Source organism: Saccharospirillum sp., assembly GCF_039982735.1.
Lineage (GTDB): Bacteria > Pseudomonadota > Gammaproteobacteria > Pseudomonadales > Natronospirillaceae > Saccharospirillum.
Window position 1 is genome coordinate 121,631 of the sequence record NZ_JBDWXV010000025.1, and the last position, 24,332, is coordinate 145,962.

The 24,332-nt window shown below is 58.1% G+C and carries 22 protein-coding genes; 9 read left to right on the forward strand and 13 right to left on the reverse strand.

The annotated features are described in order from the left end of the window. Position 1: 1 nt before the first annotated feature. Positions 2 to 736 carry a glucosaminidase domain-containing protein gene (locus ABJT94_RS20840; RefSeq protein WP_348476690.1) on the reverse strand — a complete coding sequence of 245 codons (735 nt, stop codon included), beginning with the start codon at positions 734 to 736 and terminating at the stop codon, positions 2 to 4. A gap of 153 nt (positions 737 to 889) precedes the next feature. On the opposite strand from ABJT94_RS20840, the gene ABJT94_RS20845 reads away from it, so the two are divergent. Beyond that, positions 890 to 1,165 carry a hypothetical protein gene (locus tag ABJT94_RS20845; protein WP_348476691.1) on the forward strand — a complete coding sequence of 92 codons (276 nt, stop codon included), beginning with the start codon at positions 890 to 892 and terminating at the stop codon, positions 1,163 to 1,165. 39 nt (positions 1,166 to 1,204) lie between these two features. Then, positions 1,205 to 2,206 carry a DUF3365 domain-containing protein gene (locus ABJT94_RS20850; protein WP_348476692.1) on the forward strand — a complete coding sequence of 334 codons (1,002 nt, stop codon included), beginning with the start codon at positions 1,205 to 1,207 and terminating at the stop codon, positions 2,204 to 2,206. Here ABJT94_RS20850 and ABJT94_RS20855 read toward each other — a convergent pair. After that, positions 2,203 to 3,513 (reverse strand): RsmB/NOP family class I SAM-dependent RNA methyltransferase, encoded by a 1,311-nt coding sequence (locus ABJT94_RS20855; protein WP_348476693.1) that lies wholly within the window; start codon positions 3,511 to 3,513, stop codon positions 2,203 to 2,205. The genes ABJT94_RS20850 and ABJT94_RS20855 overlap by 4 nt on opposite strands. A gap of 280 nt (positions 3,514 to 3,793) precedes the next feature. On the opposite strand from ABJT94_RS20855, the gene ABJT94_RS20860 reads away from it, so the two are divergent. From ABJT94_RS20860 to cls, 3 genes are all read left to right on the forward strand, one after another. After that, the gene (locus tag ABJT94_RS20860) at positions 3,794 to 4,579 is read left to right on the forward strand and encodes an SDR family NAD(P)-dependent oxidoreductase (RefSeq protein WP_348476694.1); all 786 of its coding nucleotides are present in this window, start codon (positions 3,794 to 3,796) and stop codon (positions 4,577 to 4,579) included. Between the two features lie 202 nt (positions 4,580 to 4,781). Beyond that, complete coding sequence (locus tag ABJT94_RS20865; RefSeq protein ID WP_348476695.1) at positions 4,782 to 6,026, forward strand: HD-GYP domain-containing protein; 1,245 nt, start codon at positions 4,782 to 4,784, stop codon at positions 6,024 to 6,026. Positions 6,027 to 6,113: 87 nt separating this feature from the next. Continuing rightward, on the forward strand, positions 6,114 to 7,556 hold the full coding sequence (gene cls, locus ABJT94_RS20870; RefSeq protein ID WP_348476696.1) for a cardiolipin synthase: 1,443 nt from the start codon (positions 6,114 to 6,116) through the stop codon (positions 7,554 to 7,556). Between the two features lie 52 nt (positions 7,557 to 7,608). On the opposite strand, the gene ABJT94_RS20875 is transcribed toward cls, so the two are convergent. The 4 genes from ABJT94_RS20875 to ABJT94_RS20890 form a co-directional block, all read right to left on the reverse strand. Continuing rightward, complete coding sequence (locus ABJT94_RS20875; RefSeq protein WP_348476697.1) at positions 7,609 to 8,211, reverse strand: hypothetical protein; 603 nt, start codon at positions 8,209 to 8,211, stop codon at positions 7,609 to 7,611. After that, entirely contained in the window at positions 8,208 to 9,290 is a 1,083-nt protein-coding gene (locus ABJT94_RS20880; RefSeq protein ID WP_348476698.1) for a GGDEF domain-containing protein, read from the reverse strand. Before ABJT94_RS20880 ends, ABJT94_RS20875 begins: the two co-directional genes overlap by 4 nt. A 226-nt stretch (positions 9,291 to 9,516) precedes the next feature. Continuing rightward, positions 9,517 to 9,981: a peptidylprolyl isomerase gene (locus ABJT94_RS20885; RefSeq protein ID WP_127558791.1), complete on the reverse strand. Its 465-nt coding sequence runs from the start codon at positions 9,979 to 9,981 to the stop codon at positions 9,517 to 9,519. 237 nt (positions 9,982 to 10,218) lie between these two features. Continuing rightward, positions 10,219 to 10,818, reverse strand: a complete 600-nt coding sequence (locus ABJT94_RS20890) for an alpha/beta fold hydrolase (RefSeq protein ID WP_348476699.1) — start codon at positions 10,816 to 10,818, stop codon at positions 10,219 to 10,221. Positions 10,819 to 10,996: 178 nt separating this feature from the next. Here ABJT94_RS20890 and ABJT94_RS20895 point away from each other — a divergent pair, with 178 nt between their 5' ends. Then, complete coding sequence (locus ABJT94_RS20895; protein WP_348476700.1) at positions 10,997 to 11,785, forward strand: hypothetical protein; 789 nt, start codon at positions 10,997 to 10,999, stop codon at positions 11,783 to 11,785. Here the strand turns inward: ABJT94_RS20895 and ABJT94_RS20900 are convergent. Beyond that, a complete protein-coding gene (locus ABJT94_RS20900) occupies positions 11,780 to 14,356 on the reverse strand; it encodes an EAL domain-containing protein (protein ID WP_348476720.1) in 2,577 nt (858 codons plus the stop codon). The two genes, ABJT94_RS20895 and ABJT94_RS20900, sit on opposite strands and share 6 nt — an antisense overlap. A gap of 313 nt (positions 14,357 to 14,669) precedes the next feature. On the opposite strand from ABJT94_RS20900, the gene ABJT94_RS20905 reads away from it, so the two are divergent. After that, positions 14,670 to 16,319 (forward strand): methyl-accepting chemotaxis protein, encoded by a 1,650-nt coding sequence (locus ABJT94_RS20905; RefSeq protein WP_348476701.1) that lies wholly within the window; start codon positions 14,670 to 14,672, stop codon positions 16,317 to 16,319. A gap of 43 nt (positions 16,320 to 16,362) precedes the next feature. On the opposite strand, the gene ABJT94_RS20910 is transcribed toward ABJT94_RS20905, so the two are convergent. Beyond that, a complete protein-coding gene (locus ABJT94_RS20910) occupies positions 16,363 to 17,298 on the reverse strand; it encodes a CAP domain-containing protein (protein WP_348476702.1) in 936 nt (311 codons plus the stop codon). A gap of 201 nt (positions 17,299 to 17,499) precedes the next feature. On the opposite strand from ABJT94_RS20910, the gene ABJT94_RS20915 reads away from it, so the two are divergent. Further along, on the forward strand, positions 17,500 to 18,117 hold the full coding sequence (locus ABJT94_RS20915) for a LysE family translocator (protein WP_348476703.1): 618 nt from the start codon (positions 17,500 to 17,502) through the stop codon (positions 18,115 to 18,117). 10 nt (positions 18,118 to 18,127) lie between these two features. Here ABJT94_RS20915 and ABJT94_RS20920 read toward each other — a convergent pair whose 3' ends face one another. The 5 genes from ABJT94_RS20920 to ABJT94_RS20940 all read right to left on the reverse strand — a co-directional run bounded on the left by ABJT94_RS20920 (position 18,128) and on the right by ABJT94_RS20940 (position 23,668). Then, entirely contained in the window at positions 18,128 to 18,559 is a 432-nt protein-coding gene (locus tag ABJT94_RS20920; protein WP_348476705.1) for a hypothetical protein, read from the reverse strand. Positions 18,560 to 18,706: 147 nt separating this feature from the next. Then, the gene (locus ABJT94_RS20925) at positions 18,707 to 19,513 is read right to left on the reverse strand and encodes a hypothetical protein (protein WP_348476706.1); all 807 of its coding nucleotides are present in this window, start codon (positions 19,511 to 19,513) and stop codon (positions 18,707 to 18,709) included. Between the two features lie 115 nt (positions 19,514 to 19,628). Next, positions 19,629 to 20,600 carry a calcium/sodium antiporter gene (locus tag ABJT94_RS20930; RefSeq protein WP_348476707.1) on the reverse strand — a complete coding sequence of 324 codons (972 nt, stop codon included), beginning with the start codon at positions 20,598 to 20,600 and terminating at the stop codon, positions 19,629 to 19,631. 130 nt (positions 20,601 to 20,730) lie between these two features. Next, entirely contained in the window at positions 20,731 to 21,258 is a 528-nt protein-coding gene (locus ABJT94_RS20935; RefSeq protein WP_348476709.1) for a DUF3833 domain-containing protein, read from the reverse strand. Positions 21,259 to 21,400: 142 nt separating this feature from the next. Continuing rightward, positions 21,401 to 23,668 carry an ATP-dependent helicase gene (locus ABJT94_RS20940; RefSeq protein ID WP_348476711.1) on the reverse strand — a complete coding sequence of 756 codons (2,268 nt, stop codon included), beginning with the start codon at positions 23,666 to 23,668 and terminating at the stop codon, positions 21,401 to 21,403. A gap of 194 nt (positions 23,669 to 23,862) precedes the next feature. Between ABJT94_RS20940 and ABJT94_RS20945 the strand changes: the two genes are divergently transcribed. Next, positions 23,863 to 24,309 carry a chemotaxis protein CheW gene (locus ABJT94_RS20945; RefSeq protein WP_348476712.1) on the forward strand — a complete coding sequence of 149 codons (447 nt, stop codon included), beginning with the start codon at positions 23,863 to 23,865 and terminating at the stop codon, positions 24,307 to 24,309. The last annotated feature ends 23 nt before the right edge of the window (positions 24,310 to 24,332 follow it).

Sequence of the window (24,332 nt, forward strand, 5' to 3'; positions counted from 1 at the left end):
GTCAGTCGTATTGTTGCAGGCCGTTGCCGCGAATCATCGCCTGCAACTCACTCACGTATTCCTGCCCCCGTTCGGAATAACGAATCAGGGCTGGTGCCAGTGCCAGGCCGCTGATGTCGTTGCCTTCACTGCGCAGCGACGCTCGACGATTACGCAGATCAGCATAAGCGGGGTGGGTGTTGATGTTGTTCATGTATCGGCGAACCGATTCCCGAACCGATGCGAACGCGGCCACTTCGTGGCTGGCCCCGGCGTTTCGCGCTTCGGGCACCAGCCCGCAACCGGCCACAAAGCACCACTGTCCGAAATAGTTGTTGCCCAGCCGGGCGAAGCGCGAGGTGCCCCAGGCACTCTCGTTAGCGGCTTGAGCCAGCGCAATGGACGGGGGTACCACGTCCAGCCGTTTGATCAGTTGCGCCCGGTCTGCGGACTCGGTCGGCTCAAATTCTTCCAGTTCATAACGTTCTGCCAACTGCAGCAGCCAGCGGCGCTCAGCCCACCCAGGCGCGCCGTGTTCCTGAATGGCCAGCAACCGCTCGCGACTGCTCAGTATGGCAGCGTTCTCCTCTTCGACCAGAGGCACCATGTACTCAAAAAAAGCCGCTTTTCGGGCATCACCGGCGGCATAATCGTCGAAATTCGGGGCGGCTGATGGGCCCAGAGGCAACCAGAACCCCAACAAGGGGGCCAGAACAAACAAGACGGCTATGACGGCTAAAGGCCCTATTTTGTTCATGCAAACTCCTGAAAAGTCGATTAATCACAGCAACAGTCTACGTTAATAACCAGCAAGCAGGTTGATATAGCACTATTTCAGTCAACACCGGGGGGTGAATCTGGTATTTTGCCTCCTGCCCAAATGCAATCACACCTTATAACGAGACCCCCCATGGCATCACAGGGAAGCCGTTCGCAACGCCTGTTGGCACTGATCGACCATGAATTCAAATCCGCCGTCGGCCCGATTGGCGAGATACTCATAGAAGATACCCGGCAAATATGGCGCCGCAAGGGCTGGAAAGGCCCGTCAGCGCTGCGTCATTACATCAGCGAGCTGGCATCGAACATCGAGAGCGAACGGGATAAACAGGCTTTTCTGGAAGCCACCAGCAAGGTGGTTTACAGCATGACATCCGGTACCGGGCAGCCCCCGGCTCGCCGTTAATCGTATAGCAACATACAGGTATATAAGGAGTTACGGCTCATGTTCGGAAAACGGTTTTCGATCAGCACCCAATTCGTGCTGCTGCTGTTGTGTGTCCTGGCATTAAACGCAGGCGCCTTCTTTCTATTGCTCAAGAATGTCTACATGCAAGAGCTTCGAGCCCAGGCGCAAACCGTTGTCGCCAACGTCGATGCCTTCGGCAGCTGGGTGGCAAAAACCGGGCGGGTCTGGGTGCGTGACGGGCAAGACAGTTTTCTCGGAGAATTGGACGTTCATCCGGTCGATAACCCAAGCCAGACCATCACTTTTTACTCGAAAAACCCGGCACTGGCTCAGCGTGAATTTTCAGAAACAGTGGCGGCTTCGGAATCGCCCGCCAAGTTCCGGATGACCTCGCAAAACGTGATGAACCCGGCCAATACCCCGGATGCCTTCGAATCACGGGCGCTGAACAACATCCAGTCGTTTAATTTGCCCGAGTTCTTCGAAACCGTCGGTGGTGAGTACCGCTACGCCAAGCCCGTGTTTCATACGGAAGCCTGCATCGTTTGCCATGGCAACGCCGCAAGCGCGCCACGCGATGTACTGACCCGGTACGGCTCTGAAAATGGCTTTGGGTTTGAAGCAGGCGACCTGGCCGGCATCATCAGTGTGACCATTCCGCAACGCAACCTGCTGGCAGGCACGGTGTCGCTGTTCGGGATAGTGGAAATACTGGCCATTGCCCTGTCGATTCTGGCGATACTGTGGTTCGTAAGACGCACCATCATTCAGCCAGTCGGTGTGCTGACACAGATGGCCGACAACATTTCCAAGGGGCAGGAAACCGAACTCGATGTCAGCTCAATACCGCTGAACAGCCGCAATGAAATCGACCAGTTAAAGCTGGCGACCTCGCGCATGAAAACCAGTTTTAACCTGTCGATTCGCAAGGTTAAGGAAGCGCGCGCCGCTGCCCAGCAAGCCATTAGAGTCGCTAAAACCTTGAAAGCACAGCAGGCACAGCAGGCACAGCAAGGACAAAAACCAGAGAAGGATTAATCTCGCTGCATCACAGCCACAAACATGGTGTCGGCGTCGTCTTCGGGTGCGCCGACCATGCTCTGGCTGAGCAAGGTAAACTCAGGGTTTTCTGACAGGAACTGACTCACCCGGTCTTCGTTCTCCACGACCAGCCAGCTGCAGGTCGCATACACCAGATAACCGCCCGCTTTAACCGAGGCAGAAGCCTGCGCCAGCAACTGATCCTGAATCGGCTGCAAGGCGCTAAGGGACGCTTCAGTCAGTCGCCAGCGGCTGTCCGGATTACGCCGCCAGGTGCCGGCACCCGAGCAGGGGGCGTCAATCACAACCCGATCGAAGGCCCCGGCTTTCAGGTTAGCGACGGCATCCGGCCGGGTCGCATCCAGCGCCTGAGTGTGCAGATTGGTAAAACCCTGCCGCGCAGCGCGGCGTTCGGTTTCTTGCAAGGCATGGGCACGAATGTCCGTTGCCAGCACTTCACCGGCCGGCCCTACCCGACTCGCCAGTGCCACCGCCTTGCCACCACCGCCCGCACAGACATCCCAGACCCGGTGGCCGGGTTCGGCCACCACCGCTTCGACAATGCGCTGACTGGCGCGGTCCTGGATTTCCACCCAACCGGCATCCCAGGCCTTGGTTTTGGTGATTGGGGAATCAGGCGCCAGCGCCAGAACATCGCCCGCCTGGTCCAGCACGGTGAGGCCCGCTGCGTACAACGACCGGGCGGCCTGCTCACCCTTGCCAGGCAAGGCGCGCAACCAGATCGGTGGACGGGTCATTTGCATCGCGAGCCAATGTCCGGCCTGGGAATCCGACCAGTGGCTTGCCGCCGTGCGCTGATCCAGCCAGGGTTGCCAACCAGGCAGCCACCCCTGAATGGCGGCTTGCAGACCGGGCTCGTCGCGCTGACGGTCCAGCCAGGCGCGTCGCTGTGCAACGTCCGTCAACTCATTGGGCGCCTGCTCGTCCAGACCATCCAGCAACACCAGCCAGCCCCAGAGCTCAACCGCAGGAGTGGCCTTAAAGGCTAGCCACAGAGTGTCGGCAGTCCATACTGCCTGCCCGTTATTGCTGGAAGCTGGCTGTGAATAACCCTGCTGTAGCATGACCGGCACTGCTGCCAGGCGGCACAGCTGAAACAACCGGTCACTGTAGAACCGCCGGTCTTTGCCACCGTAGGCCTTGCGCTCCCGAAACCGGGCGGCGAGCCAGCGATCCATCTGCGGCCACTCAGGTTCGGCCTGCAGCGCCCGCGTCAGGTCGCACAGGTGCGGCCAGCGGTAGCCGGGCCACTGTGGCCGCGTTGAGGTGTCGGTGTGCGCCATGGCGTGAGGTCCTGTTGTCATTGCAAGGCAAGCGAGCCGCGCAGTATAAAGCAGCCGTAAGGTGGAATCACGGACCGCTGCCTTGCCACGCACCCCATTCGCCCTGAGCCTGTCGAAAGGCCTCGGAGAGCATAACCAAGCGCCGGTTCCAGGGAAGTTCGACAGGCTTACCCCGTACAGTGCTGAATACAGCGGTTCGTCGTTATCGGGTGTTTTGGTTTGTCCGGCGAAGCCACTCTGGCATGATCCCATTCGTTAATTTGCATGAGGATGCCTGTTCATGACCCACCCCCTGGCCGTAATAACCGGTGCCACCAGCGGCATTGGCGCTGCCTACGCCGACCGAATGGCCGCCGATGGCTACAACCTGCTGCTGACCGGCCGGCGCGAAGACGAACTGGCTGCGGTATGCGCCCAGCTACGCCAGCGCTACCCGGTCGAAGTTGAGTACCGGCTTGTGGATCTGGCCGAGGCCGATCAGCGCGAGGCGCTGGTTCAGGAAGTAACCTTGCTGCCGCGGCTGGATGCTCTGATCAACAATGCCGGTTACGCCGAAGATGGCCGCTTCGGGGATCTGAACTGGTCCCGTCACCAGGCGCTGCTCGATGTGCATGTCACCAGTACCCTGCAGCTGACCCATGCCGCCTTGCCCAACTTGATCCGGGCTCGAGGGCTACTGATCAACCTGGCTTCGGTGGCCAGTTGGCTGCCCACGCCGCAAAGCCCCCTTTATGGCCCCACCAAAACGTTCGTTAGGGCGTTTACCGAGACGCTGGCGTTGAGTTATCGGCGCGAAGGGTTACGTGCACTGGCCGTTTGCCCCGGTTTCACAGTCACCGATTTTCACGCCCGCCTGGGGCTCGACCCGGACAGTTTCTATAAACGCCACGGCATTACCCGAGCCTGGTCAGCCAAGGCCGTGGTCGAGCGCTCGCTCAACGACCTGGCCCGGGGCCGGGTGGTGTCGATTCAGGGCTGGAACTACCGGCTGATTGTTGCCATTGTGCGCCACCTGCCAGTGCGTTGGCTGCACGCGGCACTTGGCCGATCCGACCGGGCTCGCTAACAGTCGCTAACATCCGGTAACCACAGGACGACCAAACTCGGCTTTAAGCCCGGCTTTTAGGGCCGATAATCCTAGACGACCTGCACCGGCCCAGACGTAAAGTTTCTCGGCATCTGGCGCAAGCGGCCCGTTATCTGCTATAAGTTGTGTGTTAATAAAGTGATGTGGTTCACATTATGTCTATAGCTCTGGATCGTCGGATTTGAGCCAATACAGTCAGCGCATTTCCGATACAACACTTCGCATGCCGGTTGCCTTGTTGCAAGTCGGGATGTTCGTGTGCCGGTTAGACAGGCCATGGCTGGGCACGCCCTTCCTGATGCAGGGTTTTCTGATTGAAAACCGGGATATGCTGCACCAGGTGCAAAGCCTGTGCAGCCAGGTGTGTGTCGACACTCGCAAGAGCCTTGTCAAATTCAAGGCGCGGCCCGACAAAAACCAGGCCCCCCCGACCTTACCGGCCTCTTTTGATCGCGACATGGCGCAAATGGGGTTGCGCAGCGTGCTGCCCACCTACACCCGCACGCTGAAACACGTTAAACAGGCCATGCGTGGGCTGAGCAAGGGCCACCCGCTGAACCCGGATACTCTGGGCAAGCACGTCGATGAGTGCATTACGGCTCTAATCGACAACATTCCCGCCATGACCTGGCTGTCACGAGTGAAAAGTCACGACGATTACACCTACGAGCATGCCCTGCACGTGAGCTTGCTGTGCATGGTGTTTGGCATTCACTGCGGCTGGCCCCGGGACGAGGTGCGCACGGTCGGGCTGGCCGGTTTGTTGTTCGACCTGGGCAAGCTGCGCATACCGAAATCGCTGCTGACCAAACCCGGCCCGCTGACTGAAACCGAATGGCAGTTGTTTAACGAACATCCGAAATGGACGCGCTATCTTCTGGAAAAATCCGGCTTCGGTCATGATGTTATCGCCGCTTGCTACTACCACCACGAACGGCCCGATGGCCAGGGTTACCCGGTGCAGAAGCTGGCTGGTCAGGTACCGTTGAGTGCCCGGCTGATTCACATTCTCGACGCCTTTGACGCCATGATCAGCTACCGGCCATATGCCCAGCAACGTACGGTTTACGATGCCATTCGGGTGCTCTACAAAGGCCGTTCTACGGAGTTCGATTCTGCCCTGGTCGATCAGTTCATCGAATTAATGGGGGTTTACCCCATCGGTACCCTGGTCGAGTTGAGCAGCGGTGAAGTTGCCGTGGTGATTGGCCAGAATCACGATGCCAGGCTGTTGCCCAAGATCGCCGTGGTTCGCGACCGCAACAAGCAACCGGTCAGTGAACGCGTCGTTAACCTCAAACACCTGACCGGAAATGACGGCCTGCCCCTGTTTCGGGTGAAGACCATGCTGCACGATGGCAGCTATGGCATTTTCATGCAGGACTATACCCGCCAATTGGTGCTGGGAAACCAGGCCGCACGCTAGCGACTCACCGACTTCACCTGCCTTGACCTTGTACCCCGCCGTACAATGGCCGACACTCTCTGAACCCCCGACAATGACTGGATACGCATGACCTGGGATTGGCTGCTGACATTGGGCCTCTGGCTCTACATTGCACTGTTGATCGCCCTGAGCTTTCGCATTCTCATGCGCCGACGCAGTGTGGGTGTCACCCTGGCCTGGCTGCTGCTGATCTACATCGTGCCACTGGTCGGCTTTGGCCTGTATCTGCTGTTTGGTGAACGCTATCTCGGCCGGTTGCGGGCCAAACGCGCCATGATTCAAAACCGGTTTTACAACCAGTGGCTGCATCAGGTCGGCGAACGCGATGCACTGAATACGCTGATCGATACACCACTGCGACCGGTCATGGAGCTGACACTCGGCAGCCTCAAGCTACCGGCTTTGCGCGGCCACAACTGGCAATTGCTGAGTGAGCCGGACAGTGTCTTCGACGCCCTGCTCGACGACCTGAACCGCGCTGAAAACTGGATCTTCATGGAGTTCTATATTCTGGAGCCAGAAGGCCGGGTAGAGGAAATTCTCACCGCACTCACCGATGCCCGGGCGCGCGGTGTTGCCGTCTATTTGCTGCTCGACAGCGTGGGTTGCAACCGTTTTTTGAAAAGTGCCCGTCACCGCCAACTGGTTAAAGCCGGTGTCGAGGTTCTGGACGTATTGCACGCCAACGTGCTGCGCATGTTCCTGCAACGTATCGACCTGCGCCAGCACCGCAAGCTGGTCAGCATCGACAATCGGATCGCCTACAACGGATCAATGAACCTGGCTGATCCGGACTGGTTCAAGAAGCACAGCGGCTTTGGCCCCTGGGTCGATGTGATGGTGAGAGTCGAAGGCCCGATGGCGTCAATCATTCAGGGCACCATGATCTTCGACTGGGAAATGGAAACCGGCCACCGATTGAACAGCGCCCTGAGCTGGCCCGAGGCGGCCAGCGACGGCCCGGCGCTGATGCAATTTCTGCCGACCGGCCCGGCCTTCGATGAAGACATTCTGCTGCAGGTTTTGCTGACCGCGGTGCACAACGCCCAGCGCCGGGTGATCATCACCACGCCCTATTTCGTGCCCGACGAATCGTTGTTGCAGGCGCTCAAGTCCGTCGCCAAGCGTGGCCTGGAGGTCACCCTGCTGGTGCCGCGACGCATCGACAGTCGCCTGGCCAAGTACGCCGGCCGGTCGTTTTATGAAGAGCTGCTCAGCCACGGCATTGAAATACTGCGTTTTGAAGGCGGCCTGCTGCACACCAAAAGCGTGATCATCGACGACCACCTGGTGCTGGTCGGCTCGGTCAACCTCGACATGCGTTCACTCTGGCTGAACTTCGAGGCCACCCTGGTGGTGGATGACCCGGCCTTTTGCAACGCCATGGTCGCCGTGGTGGCCGAGTATAAAAGGAACAGTCACCGGCTCGACCTGAAGCAGTGGCGCAAGCGCCGTTATCATAAGCGAGTCGTGGAGAACCTGGCACAGCTGGCCAGCCCATTATTGTGAGCGGCAGAAGACCGGGCTGGCGGTAGTAGACCTGGAGCCGGGCCGGCGGCAATTAGCCAACTGGCTTGGAATACACCCCAACCAGCATTAATACCGCAACCACGCCCGTGGCCGGAACCAGCACCAGCACGAATTTAAGCGGGTGATACAACCCCGAGGCACCCGCCATCAGTCCAATACCGCCGCCGCCACCAATCAGCCAGTTGCCCGGCATATTAACGAGAACCGCCAGGGCGATGTAAGGGTGGCTGGCGAGCTTGTCGCTGGCAAAGCGCAGCATGCGATCGCCCGGGCGGTCACTGGTCGCAGCGGCAACCCGGTCTTCAAAGCGTTGCTGCAGACGTTGCACCAGCGGCCACTCGCGCAACCAGTAACCGATGCTGAAGGCCAGCAGCAAGCCCAGTGGCGTTGCCGCCCAGATGGCCAGAATACCGATGGGGCCGAAGGCCGCCATGATCAGCCAGCCCAGCTCCACCGCGGGCAGGAAGGGCACTGACAGGGCGATGGCGTAGATCAGGGCCGTGCCGAACACGATCCAGACGTGAGGTTGATTCTGTGCTTCCAGCCAGCGCATCACCAGGCCTTGTCCATCGGTAAAAAACACCAGCCAGATCATGGCAGCAATGGCGAGCCAGGCCAGAATTCGCCGAATCATCGCGCGGGGGCGCGTGACAAAACAGAGGAGACCATCGGTTTTTCAGCACTGGCGCCGGGGTTAAGCAGGAACCGTTTACGCTCGTCAGCCCGCGCCAGCCCCAGCGCCTGCATCAGGCGCCGGTTGAGCGCCTGGGGCGACTCCGATATCTCGCTTAGGGTAGCGCCCAGGCTAACCCGTAGCCGCTCGCTGGCGCTGCCCATTTCGAAGTTGCGCCGGGTCACGACTTCCTGCAACTGCAGCATCAGCGCTTCCACCGACTCGGCCGACGTCGCCCGGTCACTGACCACCATAAACTGATCCCCCCCTACCCGGGCCATGAAATCGGACTCCGGCAAGTGCGTGCGCAGACGCTGCGCCAGTTTACGCACCAGCACATCGGCCATTTCCTGGCCTTTGCGATGATTTACCTCGCGAAAATCATCAATATCGAGGATCACCACCGAAAATGGCAAAGCCTGGTTATACAGTGCGGCCATACGCTCCAGACTGGCATTGCGGTTCGGCAGGCCGGTCAGCTGATCGATCAATGCCAGGCGTTCCAGTTGATCGCGTTGACGCAACAGCCGGGTAATGAAGGAACGGCAGACTACCGACATCGCCATCAGGCAGATCATCAGGTCGAGCCATTTATAACCGGCATAATCGTCTGTCGACATGGGAAACCAGGGTGAGGAGCCCCGGGGCAACAAAAATACCAGCGTCATCAACACCACGGTCAATGTTAACAGCGATAGTTGCCACTGACGCTGCTCGGGCGGCAGCACCATGAAGATCAGCGGGGGGACCAGCAGAAAATAGTATTCGGCGGACTGTTCGGGCGTGAAACCGTAGAGGTTCATGACTGAAATGCAGAACAGCACTACGGCAATCATCCAGATAGACGCCAGCAGGGGGCGGTTCAGGTAATACGCCAGGATGGCCAGGGCATGCAAGGCACCGCACAGCACCAGAAACAACCCGAGTACACTTGGCGGTGCCGTCACTTCCAGCACCAGCGTATAGAGGCCGTAGGCAAACAGGCCAAACCAGAGGCAATGGCGCAGCGACTGGCTGCGTAACTCAGTATCACTGGGCACTGCACTCGTCCAATATTTAACCGACACTGTTGTCAACCTGAGGTAATGGATGTCGCCTGTCGTCGCTGCCTTTTCCCTGTGCAGGCGGGCTTAGTGGATGGTTGGGTGCACCAGAAGGGCCTGATGCACCCTGTATTGCCTGCAAACAGACCCCTTTGAATGGGCCATGGGCGCAGTCGCTAGACAACGCCTTCACCCATCGCGGTCTGATGCAGCATGCACCGGTTTACTGATGCACGTGGCCGTGCTCGAGTTCTTCTGCGGTGGCTTCGCGGATATCCGCAACTTCACCTTTGAAGCTCAGCGATTTACCCGCCAGCGGGTGATTGCCATCGACTGTCACGGTATCGCCTTCAATCGCGGTAACGGTGACCTGCAATGGGCCGCCCTGCGTCTGGGCCGTAAATACCATGCCTTCTTCCACTTTTTCGACACCCTGGAACGATTCCATGGGCACCGACTGGACCAGGCCGTCCTGGACTTCACCATAGGCTTCTTCCGGCGTTACCTGGACATCGAAGGCATCGCCCTGGGCCAGGCCGTCGAGGGCTTTTTCAAGACCGGGGATGATGTTCTGGTTACCGTGCAGGTACACCAGAGGATCGCGCCCTTCGGAGGAATCTACGACAACGCCGTCTTCATCCTTCACTTCATAATGGATGGATACAACGCGTTGAGCAGCAATGTTCATAAGAGGCTCCTGTTTGGAGGTGGCTGCGTGCTGCAGCCTGAGAATGTAAGACCTGTGCGTGAGCGCACAAGCCCTTGCCCTGGTTAGTCTCACTTGGGTCCGGGCACGGATCCGAAGCTCAGGCCGGCAAGAATACCAGTGCAGAGCGCCGCATGAAAGGCAACCGGGGCGCTAAAGCGTTACCAAGCGTAGTGCCGAAACCCGGTTAAAATCGGACAAAAGCTCGACAATGGGTCATCAAACACCGATAAACCGAACCAGGGCGTCGGTGGCCAGATTCAGGTTTTCAGCCAGGCTGACCCCGCTGACTTTGCGCGGCTTAAGGCTGTGATCACCATCCGGACACCAGATCAGCTCTACCGAATCCGGCAGTGTGTAACCCGTCACCTGCTCACGGTTACCCAGCGCATCACGCTCACCCTGACAAATCAGCACCGGGCACCGGACGTCGGGCAGGTGCTCAAGCCGGGTCTTCTCCGGTTTGCCCGGCGGGTGAAACGGATAGCCCAACACGCAAACGCCGGCAACTTCCCGCTCGGTAGCCACCAGCGTCGCCATCCGACCACCCATGGATTTACCACCGATGTACACCGGCCCGTCGCCCAACTCATCCAGTACCAGATTGAAATGCGCTACCAGTCGGGGCGCTCTGTCGGGCGGGCGTTTCTTGCCCGTGGTCCGCCGCTCGGCCATATAAGGAAATTCAAACCGGATGACACGCACACCGCGCCCGGTTAACCGGGTGGCCATCTCGCTCATGAACTCCGAGTCCATGGGTGCACCGGCGCCATGGGCCAGAACCAGTATCGGGCCGTTCTCGGGACCTTCTGCAATCATGGGTAGCTCCTGTTTGTTTGTGAACAACGCCAGGATGTTACCCCAGATCGACCACCCTGTTCGTCTTCGGCCTGTAAACCGCCCTGGCCATAGGGCGTTGTTCAGTGGCTCTAGCTATGCTTCAGTCCTGAAAACACTATACTGGCAGCCCTGATAGTCGCTTCGGACGTGAACGCTTATGCGCACCCATACCGCTTTGGTTGCAAGCCTGGTACTGCTGGCCGGCTGCAGCTCTGTCCCGCTCAGCAACGTCGACACCGAGGAACTGGAAGTCACGGTGGACTACCGCCAGTTACCCGACCGGGTCGAACTGGACACCCAGTGGCGCACTGGCTTCTGGAACCGCCGCGTTGATGCCACCGGCAGTCCACCCGAACTGGTGACACGCGGCGGTGAAATTCTCGTGCTCAATCGCGGGGCGGAAGACGGCGACTATTCCTTATCGCTCGACCCCGAGACGGGCCCCTACCGACTGACAACTCCAGACCTGGCCGACCTGACGTTACCGGTAGGAGAGACTGTCTCCCTGGCCGGCGCCAGCAGCATCGCCGGTGATCGTTTCGACCGTGAGGATGAACTGGTGTTATCGGTGCGCGGCGCTACCGACCGCCCGCGGGGCTGGTCGTTCACCGCCTGGTGCGGCAACGAAAGCTGGACCATCAACCGCTCACTACCACGCGATGAAACCGAACTTGAACTCGATCTCGGCCGCCTGATGCAACAAATCAACAACGCTGCCGAAGCTGACCTGAACGGGCAAATTCGGGTGAGGGTCAGTTTGTGGGAAGCCTTCGACATGGACTGGCAGCCACCTTTCAAACCCGGTGTAGCCCGGGCCGAAGACCGCGTCGAGTTTGAAGTCGATACCGCCAGTTTCCGTTTCCAGGCCACAGTGCGCATTCAACTGGCGCAAAACGCCTTTTTCAGCCTGCAGAATCAAGCCTGGCCGGTGAGATACTGTTCATGACACCATCGGACTGTGCGCAGCCAGCCAGGCGCTGAATTCCGGCAACGGCATCGGCCGGGCAATCAGGTACCCCTGAACCCGGTCACACCCGAGATCTCGGCACAGCGTTAAGGTCGTCTCAAGCTCGACGCCTTCAGCGACCACAATGGCACCCATGCTGCGCGCCAGCCTGACGATGGCCGCAACGATATCCCGATCCACCACCGACGTTTCCAGCTTACTGATAAAATCGCGGTCAATCTTAATTTCATTGGGCCGAATACGGCTCAGATACGCCAGAGAACTGTAGCCGGTACCAAAATCATCGATGCTGATCTGACACCCCAACTGGCGCAACTGATCCAGCATGGCCATGCAGGCATCCGGGTTTTCCATCAGCACTGATTCGGTCACCTCTACCTTGAGCCGGGTCGCATCGACTCCGGTTGCCGCTATGCGCATGGCCAGATCCTGGTCGTCGACCCGGGTAACCAGATCCAGTACCGACAAATTCACCGATATGGATACCGCCTCGTCCGGGTGTGCCGACAACCAGCGAGCCGCTACCCGCAGCACCTCCCGGGTTAGGCTGGATATTCCATGGGTTTGCTCAGCCAGCGGAATAAACTCGCCCGGCGACACGTTCCCCAGCGTCGGGTGCTGCCAGCGCAACAACAATTCACCACCAACGACCACTCCGCTGCCAAGATCGATAATGGGCTGCACATGACAGCGCATCTGGTCGCGTTGAATGGCCTGCGGCAATGTCCGGTTGAGTTCATTCTGACGAATAAAAAAGTCGTTTTGCTGGTCGGAATAATAATGGATATAGCGGTTTTCACGCTCTGCGGTAATCAGCGCAACATTGAGCTTGCGCAACAGCTCATCCAGTGATTCGGTCATGTCGGTCACCGCATAGGCGGCCATTCGGGAACACACCTCAAACCGGTGGTCATCCTCTTCCAGAACCAGAGTCCGCATAGGGGCCATAGTGGCATCGAGATCGGTCAGGTCGGCAGCATCAAAAACCGTCATGAAACTGCTGCGTGACCAAAGCACCATGGCCGCTCTCGGTTGCCGGCTGCCATTAGCGTCGGCTTCGTACCCGGCCAAGGGCATAACCCCCTGCTGGCTGAGCAGAAACTGGTTCCAGCGCTCGGTCGCCTGCATCCATAGCCGATGGGCCACCGTTGGCCCGAGCAGGCGAATCATACTGCGAATGCCATCAATTTCGATCAGCACCACAACCGGTTCTGACATCTGTGCGCTGAGCTTTGCCCAGTTCGGGCTCAAGACCTTACTGAAATACGCCCTGCTGGGTAATCCGGTCTCCGGATCCTGTAGCAGCAATTGCTTTTGTCGGGCCTCCAAATATCGCATGCGGGAGGTAACGGCAAATGACATCAGCAACAGCTCGACAACGGTGGATGCAAAAAACGCATTCAGGGTAAACCAGGATACCGGTAACTGACCGGAGTAGGTTGCCGTACCTATAGCGCCGCCCAGGATTTGAACCGCAATGGACCCAAGCAGGAAAGCCGCCGGGCCGTACCCGCGCTGAATCTGTTGCGCACTGATGTACAGCACTGGCCCGAAGGTCACCAGTTGCATCAGCACGAGCGGAATGAACAAATAGACGTCGGGCACCACCAGGCTGAGCAGTGCAAACGCCAGATTCACCCCCTGCAGCGCACGCACCAGTGGCAAGCGGAACAGCAAACCCTGATCGGCGCCCTTGCCCAGAAAAGGGATGGCAAAGGAAAAAATCAGGAAAATCAGCAGGAAGTTCATGGCCATGATGTGGGTCGACAGAAATTGCACAACCGACAACGGCATAAAAAGATGACCGAAACCGGTCAGCGCCGAGAAATAAAACACAATGAGAACGTGGAACACCATGAACCAGCGGTAGGCGGCGTCAGCTCGCCCATACAGCAGCACCGCATTGAAAGCGAACATGGCCAGCGTCAGCACCAGCATCACCCAGTCCGTCGCAATACGATTCTGGTTTAAATACTCTTGTTCCACCTCTGGCGAGACCAGTAGCGCAGGGGCCAGGGGCGTCGAACTGAACAAACGCAACACCAGGTGGTATTCGCCCGGGCCCGGTACCTGAATGCGGTCCTGGTAGCGTGCGGCGGGTCGCTTCTGCGCCAGCCCCGGCTGGTTCATGCCCAGCGGATGGGAACTGATCAGCCGGCCCCGGTCATCCAGCAAGTACAGGGTGAACTCGGCCAGAATGACGTTTTCGTTGGTCAAAATGAACGTCTGGGGAACACCAGGTTCGCCCTGCAGATCCAGATCGTACCTCAGCCACAGCGCCTGGCGACTGACCATGGGCGGGTCGGACCGGGCACTGAGAAACAGAACCGCTTGAACGTCTTCCAGTTGTTTTTCCGGCGCGGCCAGAACCGCCGCCTGCGGTTGAGTAAGCCACTGATGATCAGGCCAGGGGTTCGTCGCCGACGCCTGGCTGGCAAACGCCAGTACCACAATAAGCGCCCGCCAACCTTTGGTGGCGTGGCATTGACGGAACCAGCGCCACCCACCGTAAGCCTTCCCTGCTGTTTTCCCGTTATCGGGTTGGATCATCGCTGTCACGGTCGATACATACCTCACGCCCTGGGACATTCCTGCGAACTCGAAAGGCCATGTCCCTGACTGGCCAGGACCTGTCTCCAAAGTCTAGTTGGTATCTACGACAATGCAGAGCCAACCAGACTGAAATTCGCCAATTTCCCGTCGATCTGTACCCAGCGTTTATCAAAACAGAACAGTGTACGTCTTAAGTCGATGCGATAATTGTCGATAATGATTATTACTGACAGCCTTATCAGGGCAACACCGTGGCAAGGTGTGTGCCTGTCCCCATTCTCCGTGCTCAACCGTTCAAGGATCCGATGCTATGTCCTGGCTTAAAAACCTGTCGATCGCCAACAAGGTGCGACTCCCCTTATTGCTTATTCTGATCGTCACCCTGGTCAGCACCATCAGCGGCGTACGCAGCCTGATGACCGTTACCTCCAGTTCCGATGTGCTGATTCAGCGTTACCAGCCTGCCCTGCTGACCCTGGCCGAGATGGACACCTCGCTGCATCAGGCACTGCTGGCACAACGCGCTTATATCCAGGCGGCCTCCTGGGGCTCGGTTCGCGACGAGCTCGATGGCTACCAGGCCACCTTCACGACCGAATCCGACAAGGCCTTGCAACTGGCCAGCGCCACGGCCGCAACGCTGGCGACCGACAACAGTGCAGCGCTGATGGAACAGTTCACCACTGCGATTGAGGCCTGGCAGACCCTGAATACCGAGATTACCGAGTTCGCCGATGGCGGCGCTGCATCGGTTGCCCTTCAGATTGGCGAACTGGAAGGAGCGCCGTTATTCAATGAGGCCCTGGGCGTCAAGAATACGCTGTCCGAGCAAATCAATGCTGACTCCACGGCCCGGGTTGAGGCCGCTGAGTCAATCAGCGACCAGGCCATCATTCAGGCGTGGTTGCAATTGGCGGTTAGCCTGGCGCTACTAGTTGCCATCGCACTCTGGCTGCCATTGTCGTTATCGCGGCCGATTGCCCGTCTGCGCGATCGTCTGAACGACCTCGCCTCCGGCGAAGGTGACCTGACCGCGCGCCTGGCGTCAGACCGGGCCGATGAAGTAGGCCAGTTGGCGCACCATTTCAACCGGCTGATGGAAAAGCTGCATCAGTCGATGTCACACATCACCCGGGTCAACGAAGAATTGCGCGACAGTAGCCACACTCTGAACCAGGCCAGTAGCGGCAACATGTCGCTGGCACAACAACAGGAAGCAGCGCTGGAGCAAGTGGTCACTGCGGTTGAAGAATTGCACGGGTCTGCGCGCGAAGTGGCCAGCAACGCCGAACGCGGTTCCAGCACCGCTAACGAGGCACTCGAAAACGTACGCACCGGCACCCGGCGTGCGGCAGAGGCCAACAACAAAGTGACCGAACTTAAAGCCCAACTCGACAACGCCACCCAGGCGTCTCAGGTACTGGCCGAAGAAGCCACCAGCATTACCAGTGTGCTGGACGTTATTCGCAACATTGCCGAACAAACCAACTTGCTGGCGTTGAACGCCGCCATTGAAGCAGCCCGAGCCGGGGAGCAGGGCCGGGGCTTTGCCGTCGTCGCCGATGAAGTGCGCAGTCTGGCGCAAAAGACGCAGCAGTCCACTGCCGATATTCAGCAGCGCATTGAACGCTTGCAACAGGGAGTGGATAAAACGGTGAACGCCATGCAGAGCGGTTCCAGCATGGTTCAGGAGACCGCGGGCAATGTCAGTGACACCCAGAGCTCCTTCATCGCCATCGAGTCCCTGATGCAAGATATCAACGACATCAGCGCCCAGATTGCGACGGCCACAGAAGAACAAAGCCAGGTGGTGTCCGGCATTACCGAACATCTGGTTTCTATTAGTGACTTCTCCAAGGAAAATACCCGACATTCACAGGAAATTAATCAGGCAACCGACCAGGTAGTGGAACAATCGAGCCAGGTTCAGACGGTGTTGTCGGGGTACCGGCTGAGCTGATGCTCAGCCCATCCGGCCATCTTCAGGGTGGCCGGGTTTGTTCTCAGTCGTCCGACTGTGGGTTGAGCGGTGCGGCCAGATTGAGCGTCCAGTAGACATCGCCATTGTCGGCTCTGGCCTGGCCCATGCCCAGCGACGTGAATTCGGCTTCCATGATATTGCGACAATGCCCCGGGCTGGCCAGCCATTGCTGAACCACATCGGCGTCGCCGGTAGCGGTCATGGCCACGTTTTCGCCCAGCGTGGTCGCTTCATAGCCCTGTTGCTGCATGCGCCGGTAGGCATCCTGCCCATCACTGCTGAGATGACTGAGCATGCCATGTTGCGCCATGTCGTTACTGTGCTGCTGGGCGGCGCCTGCCAGCGTACACTGATAGCTCAGTGGCTCGGCGGCGGCTTGCAATACCCGGCCACAATAGCGCGCTTCGCTGCGTGCCTGGTTTATCTGTTCCAGCCAAGACTGTTCGGTTGCATCCAGGCAATGGTCGAGTGTCCACTGCGAGGTGGCACCAATCGCCCCTGCGGTTTGAAACTGCCATTGCGCTCCGCTGTAAAGGTCGCCCTCGGCCGACATCAGCCGCGGATTCAATTGCACGCGGTAACGTTGATTCGGAATCAGGTTGGACGTCGGGATCAGGCGAAGGCTCTGGGTGTCGGCGACATAGACGGTTCTGGCGGGAACGCGCCGATCATCCAGCCACAGTTCAACACTGTTGTCGGTGATCGATTCAATTAACAGCGGGGTATCGAAGGTGATGCGGATGTCCCGCGTCAGTGCCTGGTTCTCGGCACCATCAACCGGGCTGTGATCGATAACAGAAAACGCACTGGCACTGCGCGCCTGAAGCGGCGTGCCGGCCAATACGTTGTTCGTTGCGAGCGGCTCGTCGACGGCTGTATTGCAGGCGGCCAGTGTTGTTGCCACCAATACACCCAGACTGACCCGTCGCCACGTCTGTTTTTCTCTCACCGTATCCATACTCGTTTCTGTTTTTAGCAGTGTACCTGCACGTCAGCAGGCGAGAAGACTTTTCCTGATCTTTTCATAAAACAAAGACAAAAAATGCCAACCGGGTCCACAAAATAGGCTTAAGTGGACCAACAAAGATGCCAAGCTACGCTTCACGGCAGCACAGGATACTGCGAGAATAGTGATTTCAACGGCCCACCGAGCGTTAGCATGACCCTGACCAGTGCCCTGACCTTCTTTGTCGCCATCTTTATTTTCGGCATCACCCCGGGCCCGGGCATCTTCGCCATTATGGCTCGCGCGTTAAGTCAAGGGGCCAGAGCGTGCACGGCACTGGCCTTTGGCATGGTCATCAGCGATGTGATCTATCTGGTACTGGCGTGTTTCAGTCTGTCGGCCATTGCCGAAAACTACGGCACGCTGTTTACGCTCATTCGGTATGCCGGTGCGGCTTATCTGATTTACCTTGGCTGGAAACTCTGGACTGCACCGGCCCCGACTGAAGCGAGCGATATTCCGGTAAAGCGTTCGGGTATCGGGGCCAGTCTGTTGCAGGGCATCGCCATCTCAGCCTCCAACCCCAAAGTCATTCTGTTCTACATTGCCTTTTTGCCGACCTTTATGGACCTGACCCGGCTCAGCCATACCGACATAGTGCTGGCCGCCGCGCTCACCGTTGTGGCGCTGATGGCTGGGCTGATGCTCGTTGCCTGGGGCGCTTCGAAAGCCCGCAAACTGGCCCGGTCCAGCCGGGCCATGCAACGTCTGAACCGGGCTGCTGGCACCATCATGATCAGTGCCGGTGCCCTGCTGGCCGTCAAAAGCTGACGGCGTTGACTTACTGACCCGCCTGGGCAGCAAACCAGACGTCACTGATTTCATGGCCATTGACGTCACCGCGCTGACGATCTCCCACCCAGGTGTATAGTGGCTGGTTTTCATACGCCCACTGGTAACTACCATCTGTTCGCTCAATCACCGTAAACGCGCCCCAGGTTTCAGCATTTTTTGATGCAGTGAACGGAGGCCAGCTTTCCGCACAGCCGTCGTAGCAGTTTGATACCGAAGCTGTGTCACGGGTAAAGGTGTAGAGCGTCATCCCTTGCGTTGTGGCAAACACTTCGCCAATGGCCGTATCTACTGTCGAAACTACACCGCTTGCCGGTGATTCATTACTGGTGCCATAAGAGCTCGCATAGGAGTCAGTCGCGCAACCGGTTAATACCAGTGCAGATGCCAGAGCGAGCGTGCTGAGTGTTGGTAATTTCATGGTGTGTTCCCTTTGAGTCATGATCAAGAATAAATCGTCCAAGTGCATTGAACGGTGAAGATAGGGTCCATTGGACGTCCTACTTACCCCTCAGACGACTTGATCAGCTCAAATGGATGCAGACACCCAAATTTTTTTGCAGCCAGGTTAGGCAGCTACCACTCCGTTTTCATCAGATTCTGCATTCAGTTGACGCTCGTCATACAACTGCTTATAAGACACCGACACCAGAACAACACCCAGCACCGTGTTCACACTGACAATGAGCGGCTGAAGCCACCAGTAAACGACGGTTGGCAGACTCATTTGAATCAAAATATCCAGCATTCCAAATGCCAGCAGGGGCGCCACAGTCACGGCCACCATTCGCCAGCCGTTACCTTTGGTTAATGCCATTGAACCGGACAGAGTGACCGAAGGCTGCTGGCTGATGGCCGCCGACGGCAAAATCAGTGTCATTCGGGCCCACAAATACAACATAGGCAGCATCATTAACCAGATAAGCGGCAGCGCCAGCAACGGCTGTTCAACGCCGAAAGACTCGATATTCCAGTTTGAGAAAACGGCGGCAAGAATACCAACAAGGACCAGAGCATAAAGGACGGAGGGTACAATCATGACCAGGGTCAGTTTAAGCAACCCCCAGGCATAGCGCGTTTCAGCTTTCCCCCAACGAAGCGGCATCTGCCGATCAGGAGACTGCAGAAATTGACGGTGAACACTGACGGCAACTACGACACCCGCCAATAAGGCAACACCAACCACAACCCAGTATTGCCAACTAAGAACAGGAAGGTATTCAGTGGTGGGCTTGGTGAATTGCAGCAGCCCATACTGCACCACCAGAAAGGGCAGTGCCAGGATCAGCAAGGCCCGGGCATGGCTGACGCTGTAACGAAGGCTATCGGTGATTAACGCAAAAACGGGTAAACGGCGGGCAGGTACAGAGGACATGGTTGTCTTCCTTGTTGGTCATGAGTTGAATGACCCGAAGCGATCCTCGCTCCGGGCGGTGAGCATAGTAATTCCCGTTACCACGACTCACCACGGTTTCTCGCCCGTTATGTGATTAACTTAACACCAGCGAAATCAGGTAGCCGGTATAGCCGGCGTACACCAGCAATAGCATGCCGCCCTCAACCCGGTTAATGCGACCCTGGCGGCCGCGCAGACCGATACCCATGATCAGCAGCACTATGGTCAGTGCCGCCATCACTACCCAGTCGCGGTACAGCACCTCCGGATCAACCGCCAACGGGTGAATACCAGCAGCAATGCCGACGACTGCCAGCGTGTTAAACAAACCGGAACCCAACACATTGCCCAGAGCCAGTTCATGTTCGTTCTTCTTAATCGCCACCAGCGAAGACGCCAGCTCCGGTAGCGAGGTACCAATTGCCACGACCGTCAACCCAATGATCAGATCACTGACACCAAAGCTCTGGGCGATGATCACGGCACCCCAGACCAACAGACGCGAACTGATCACCAGCAACACAAGACCGATAACCAGCCAGGTAATGGCTCTGGACAAGCTCATCGGGTGGGAGTCAATTTCTTTCAGGTATTCAGCTTCGAGCGAGTCCGCTGGCTTCTGCCGCCCCTGAAGGATCGACCAGCCCATGATGCCGAAAAACACCAGCAACAGAATATAGGCATCCAGCCGGCTCAGTTCACCGTCCAGTAGCTGGTAACCACCCAGAAGCGTCACGCCGAGCAACAATGGCAGCTCTTTGGTTAGAATTCGCGATTGCACCCGAATCGGCGCTATGACCGCGACCAGGCCTATAACCAGGCCAATGTTGGTGATGTTCGACCCATAGGCGTTACCCAGTGCCAGGCCGGGGTTTCCTTGCAACGAAGCGATGGCTGAGACCACCATTTCCGGTGCCGAAGTGCCAAAACCAATAATCACCATGCCGATCAGCAACGGTGACATACCCGCGTATTTGGCGGTAACCGAGGCGCCCTCAACAAACTTGTCGGCACTCCAGACCAGTAAGGCCAGTCCGGCGATAACAGCCAACCAGGCTAACAACATAGAGCTCACTCCAGGTAGAAAATAGTGGCGCCAGTATAGCGGGGCGCGTCTTAAATGTCGGGGGTATTTTCCTGCGCGGCGTTCAACCAAAAAAGGCCCCGAAGGGCCCTTATCACCGCATTGCCCGGACTCAGAGCTTGCGCATGGTCAACACAACCTCGCCCACACGAATGCCGAACTTGCTCATCTGGGTTACATTAATCAGCGTCTTGTCATTTACCTGGTACAACCAGTCATCCATAGTGACGTTAATGGTATTGCCATTCGCCATTGGCACCGCCAACACGTATTTCATGTTCACCGCATTGCCGGCAAAACGCATCTCAGCCGGCTTGACCACATCCCCCGCCGTGCCGCGATAATGCTGCTCACCAACACGTTCAAAATTCCAGACGCGGGTTTGGCGTTCGCCATCGCTCCAGATGAAGACCTCATCGAGCACACCACCCGCTTCATCCCAGCGGGCGTCGATGGTCGCGTTAAAATAGCGGCTAACCTCGCCGTTGCGGCCCCGCACGACGCCTTCCGCAACCAGGGGGCCGTTAAAATAATCGATCGGGTCGAATACCAGATCGGCGTCTTCATAGGTTGCGACGGTCACACTAGCGCACCCCGTCAGTAGCGCGACAAACGCTGTACTTGCGATAAGTTTCCACACAAAAGAGCTCCGTTGATGGGTTGCTCAGTTGTACGTACACCAACGCACGACGGATGGACCGCGGTGTTCATCTCTTGCGTCTTTTACTGTGTTTCGTCCCTTAATGTTTGCCGTCTTTCAATATCCTGCGTCCCTCACCCCCCTACAACCACTCCAGAAAAGGCTCGACCGTTGCCCGGTCGAAAGTTCGCTCCTGACCATTACGTACAAAGCGGATACGCAGTCGCTGTGGGTCCTGCTGCACCACCCGGCCGACGCCCCACTGCTGATGCCGCACGCGCCGGGCATCGGGCGGGGCGTCATCGTCGACAGCACCGGCAACCGCATCAATCGGTCGCGGTGCGGCCTCCCAGTGAACGTGAAGGGCAGCGCCAACGGCGTTCAGGTACCGGCTGACCATGTGCGTGTCCATCGCATCGTTCAGGGTCAGGTCGGTACTGCCGTCATTCAGGGCGTGCGCCAGGTCCGTCGAACCCAGCCAGCGCAGTTCGTTTACAAAAGGGCTATCCGGATGTTCGCTGCGGTCGGCTGGGGCTAGCAGTACCAGATGTTCTCGGGCTCGCGTCATCGCCACATAAAGCAGGCGTCGCTCACTGTCTTCCGAGGTCGGCCGGGTCAGGTCGCCTTCGGGATGATAAGGGTAAAACCGGGCATTGACCTCGGGCAGAATCACGATCGGCCATTCGCGCCCCTTGGCTTTGTGAATGGAGGTTATGTGCACGCCCTGTTGCGACTGGCCAGAAGCATTCTGACCGCTCTGGTGCTGTTGCCACTGGCGCAAGCGCGGCGAGGCCTCAGCAGCGGGCCAGTCCTGCGCTGCAACAAACTGGGCAAAGGCTTTCACCGTCGCAACCTGATCATCCACCTGCTGGGCAGAAAACGCCGACTCTTTCAGCGCCGCGTAATACTCCGTTCCGCGAATCCAGCCGCTGAGCAATTCAGAGGCACTGACCTTTGCATCCTCCGCCTTTTGCAGCAGCCGCGCCCGTTCCATCAACTGATCGGCCTGGTACCCCGACAGCGACTCGGGAATGGCGTTGCGCAGATGCCGGGCGACATCAACCGCCACCGGGGCCAGCCGTTTGACCAGATCATCAATGATCACTTTGCGGATTTTCAGATAAGGTTGGGTCAGCAGCGTTTGCCACGCCTGGCGCCGCCGGTCCGGGTCATAGCGGCTGAAATCGCCGCTGGCCAGATCAAACAGCACCCAGAAGGGGCGCAGTTCGAACCGCTCCAGCACCGTCTGATGGTGACCCAGATGGTAGGGGACATCAGCCGCCATCAGCAGCAACTCAAGCCGGGCACTGTTTGCCCAGAGGCGGTTCAACACTGCGACGTCGCTCAGTGGACGCTGCTGGCGAATCTGCTGAATCAACCCCAGCGCCGTGCTGGCGCCGTCGTCACTGCGCACCTGCTCCACCCGGGTGGGCGGCGTGATGGCATGGGAGTAGCACAGAGTCCGGCTATCCGGATGCGAATGCCCGGCGCCGATCAAATGGTTGGCCAGCAGGCTCAGGTGGTGGCCATAACGAAAGGTCCAGCTCAGTTCGTAGTCGTGCACCGCCTCGAATTGCTCGGTAAAACCTTCAGTCAACAGCGTCGGTTCCGAACCACGAAACTCATAGATAGTCTGGTCCGGATCACCCACCACCATCACCTGGCCGCGCCCGCCGTGCACGATCTCGAGCAACCGCTGCTGAATGGGGTTAATGTCCTGGTACTCATCCACCAGAATTTCATGCATATGACCACCAAACCGCTCAGCCAATTCGGGCCGGCTGTTCAGGCAACGCACCGGGTCGTACAACAGATCACTGAAGGTGACACGTCGCTCCGACTGACGCCACTGCTCAAAGCGCTCAAAGGCTTCAATGAAAATCCGGCACTGGGCAGGCAGGTGGCTTTGCTCAAACACCACCTCGGGCGGGTTCAAACTGCTTTTTACCAGTTCAAAATAGGAAAGCGCCGGTTCGACCCATTTCTTTTTACGGGTCAGAATGTCTTCGGCCTGATCATCATCGGCCAACTCCCGCAAGATGCGCCAGACCAGCGGCTCAACCTGGGCATCGGACAACAGTGTCCGGTCAAACGGCGGCAAGTCACCATCCTGAACCAGGCGCTGATAAATGCGATAACCGAGCGAATGGAAAGTCCGCACTTCCGGCAAGCGCGTTCCAGCCGGGTTCTGTTCAGTCAGACGACGAGCGAAATCCCGCTGTGCGGTTTTATTGTACATCAGCACCAACAGTCGCCGCGGCGACAGCCCGTCACGGATGCGGCGGCTGACATAAGCCGTCAGCGTCGCCGTCTTGCCCGACCCGGCCACCGCCACAATGCGCGCATGTCCACCCGGGTGGGCGATGATGCGTTGTTGCTCGTCTGTGAAGTCGGTGTCGGAAAAGCGCATGCGTGATCTATGTTTGAGGCGGCGGACAAGGCTAGCAAAGTCATGCTGACTTGTCTGCGATTTAACTATTGGCATTGCCGGTCGATAACCTGAACAATGCTTACCCCGCCAGCCCGCTTGCAAGGCAACCGGGGCATGACTAATCTGATTGAATGCGGACTGCATCCGCGCAGTAAGGCATAGGAGCCCGTCGAATGTCGATGTCGAACGAAATGTGGGTAGTAGTTCAGCTTGATACCGAGCCGCTGGCATTCCCGGCCACCCTGATCAAAGAAGTGGTTCCGTGGCAGCCGTTGCATCCTGTCCCCAGTGATGCCCTGGGCGTCATGGGGCTGGTCAGCCTGCGCGGCGAAACCCTGGCCGTTATTGATGTACAGCAGATGACCGGGTACGGCCAAATCACCGAGCCCAGCTTTCTGCTCGTGCTCGACCTGTCGGAAACCCGGGTTGGCATGGCCGTTACCAAGGTTGAAGGGGTGCAATACTTTGCCATGGAAGACGCCGACACCAACATGGCCGGCGGCTACATTCAAGGTACCATCGAAAAAGACAACCGCCTGTATCAGCTCATCAGCCCCGCAGCGCTCGAACAGGTAATTGCCCAGCACACCGATGTCAAATCCCTGATCGACGAACTGTAACACCCCGGTCCGGCCCTTCCCCT

Coding starts and splice junctions, on each gene's coding strand:
- ABJT94_RS20840 (WP_348476690.1), bottom strand. CDS start 736: ATGAACAAAATAGGGCCTTTAGCCGTCATAGCCGTCTTGTTTGTTCTG.
- ABJT94_RS20845 (WP_348476691.1), top strand. CDS start 890: ATGGCATCACAGGGAAGCCGTTCGCAACGCCTGTTGGCACTGATCGAC.
- ABJT94_RS20850 (WP_348476692.1), top strand. CDS start 1,205: ATGTTCGGAAAACGGTTTTCGATCAGCACCCAATTCGTGCTGCTGCTG.
- ABJT94_RS20855 (WP_348476693.1), bottom strand. CDS start 3,513: ATGGCGCACACCGACACCTCAACGCGGCCACAGTGGCCCGGCTACCGC.
- ABJT94_RS20860 (WP_348476694.1), top strand. CDS start 3,794: ATGACCCACCCCCTGGCCGTAATAACCGGTGCCACCAGCGGCATTGGC.
- cls (WP_348476696.1), top strand. CDS start 6,114: ATGACCTGGGATTGGCTGCTGACATTGGGCCTCTGGCTCTACATTGCA.
- ABJT94_RS20875 (WP_348476697.1), bottom strand. CDS start 8,211: ATGATTCGGCGAATTCTGGCCTGGCTCGCCATTGCTGCCATGATCTGG.
- ABJT94_RS20885 (WP_127558791.1), bottom strand. CDS start 9,981: ATGAACATTGCTGCTCAACGCGTTGTATCCATCCATTATGAAGTGAAG.
- ABJT94_RS20890 (WP_348476699.1), bottom strand. CDS start 10,818: ATGATTGCAGAAGGTCCCGAGAACGGCCCGATACTGGTTCTGGCCCAT.
- ABJT94_RS20895 (WP_348476700.1), top strand. CDS start 10,997: ATGCGCACCCATACCGCTTTGGTTGCAAGCCTGGTACTGCTGGCCGGC.
- ABJT94_RS20900 (WP_348476720.1), bottom strand. CDS start 14,356: ATGATCCAACCCGATAACGGGAAAACAGCAGGGAAGGCTTACGGTGGG.
- ABJT94_RS20905 (WP_348476701.1), top strand. CDS start 14,670: ATGTCCTGGCTTAAAAACCTGTCGATCGCCAACAAGGTGCGACTCCCC.
- ABJT94_RS20910 (WP_348476702.1), bottom strand. CDS start 17,298: ATGGATACGGTGAGAGAAAAACAGACGTGGCGACGGGTCAGTCTGGGT.
- ABJT94_RS20915 (WP_348476703.1), top strand. CDS start 17,500: ATGACCCTGACCAGTGCCCTGACCTTCTTTGTCGCCATCTTTATTTTC.
- ABJT94_RS20920 (WP_348476705.1), bottom strand. CDS start 18,559: ATGAAATTACCAACACTCAGCACGCTCGCTCTGGCATCTGCACTGGTA.
- ABJT94_RS20925 (WP_348476706.1), bottom strand. CDS start 19,513: ATGTCCTCTGTACCTGCCCGCCGTTTACCCGTTTTTGCGTTAATCACC.
- ABJT94_RS20930 (WP_348476707.1), bottom strand. CDS start 20,600: ATGTTGTTAGCCTGGTTGGCTGTTATCGCCGGACTGGCCTTACTGGTC.
- ABJT94_RS20940 (WP_348476711.1), bottom strand. CDS start 23,668: ATGCGCTTTTCCGACACCGACTTCACAGACGAGCAACAACGCATCATC.
- ABJT94_RS20945 (WP_348476712.1), top strand. CDS start 23,863: ATGTCGATGTCGAACGAAATGTGGGTAGTAGTTCAGCTTGATACCGAG.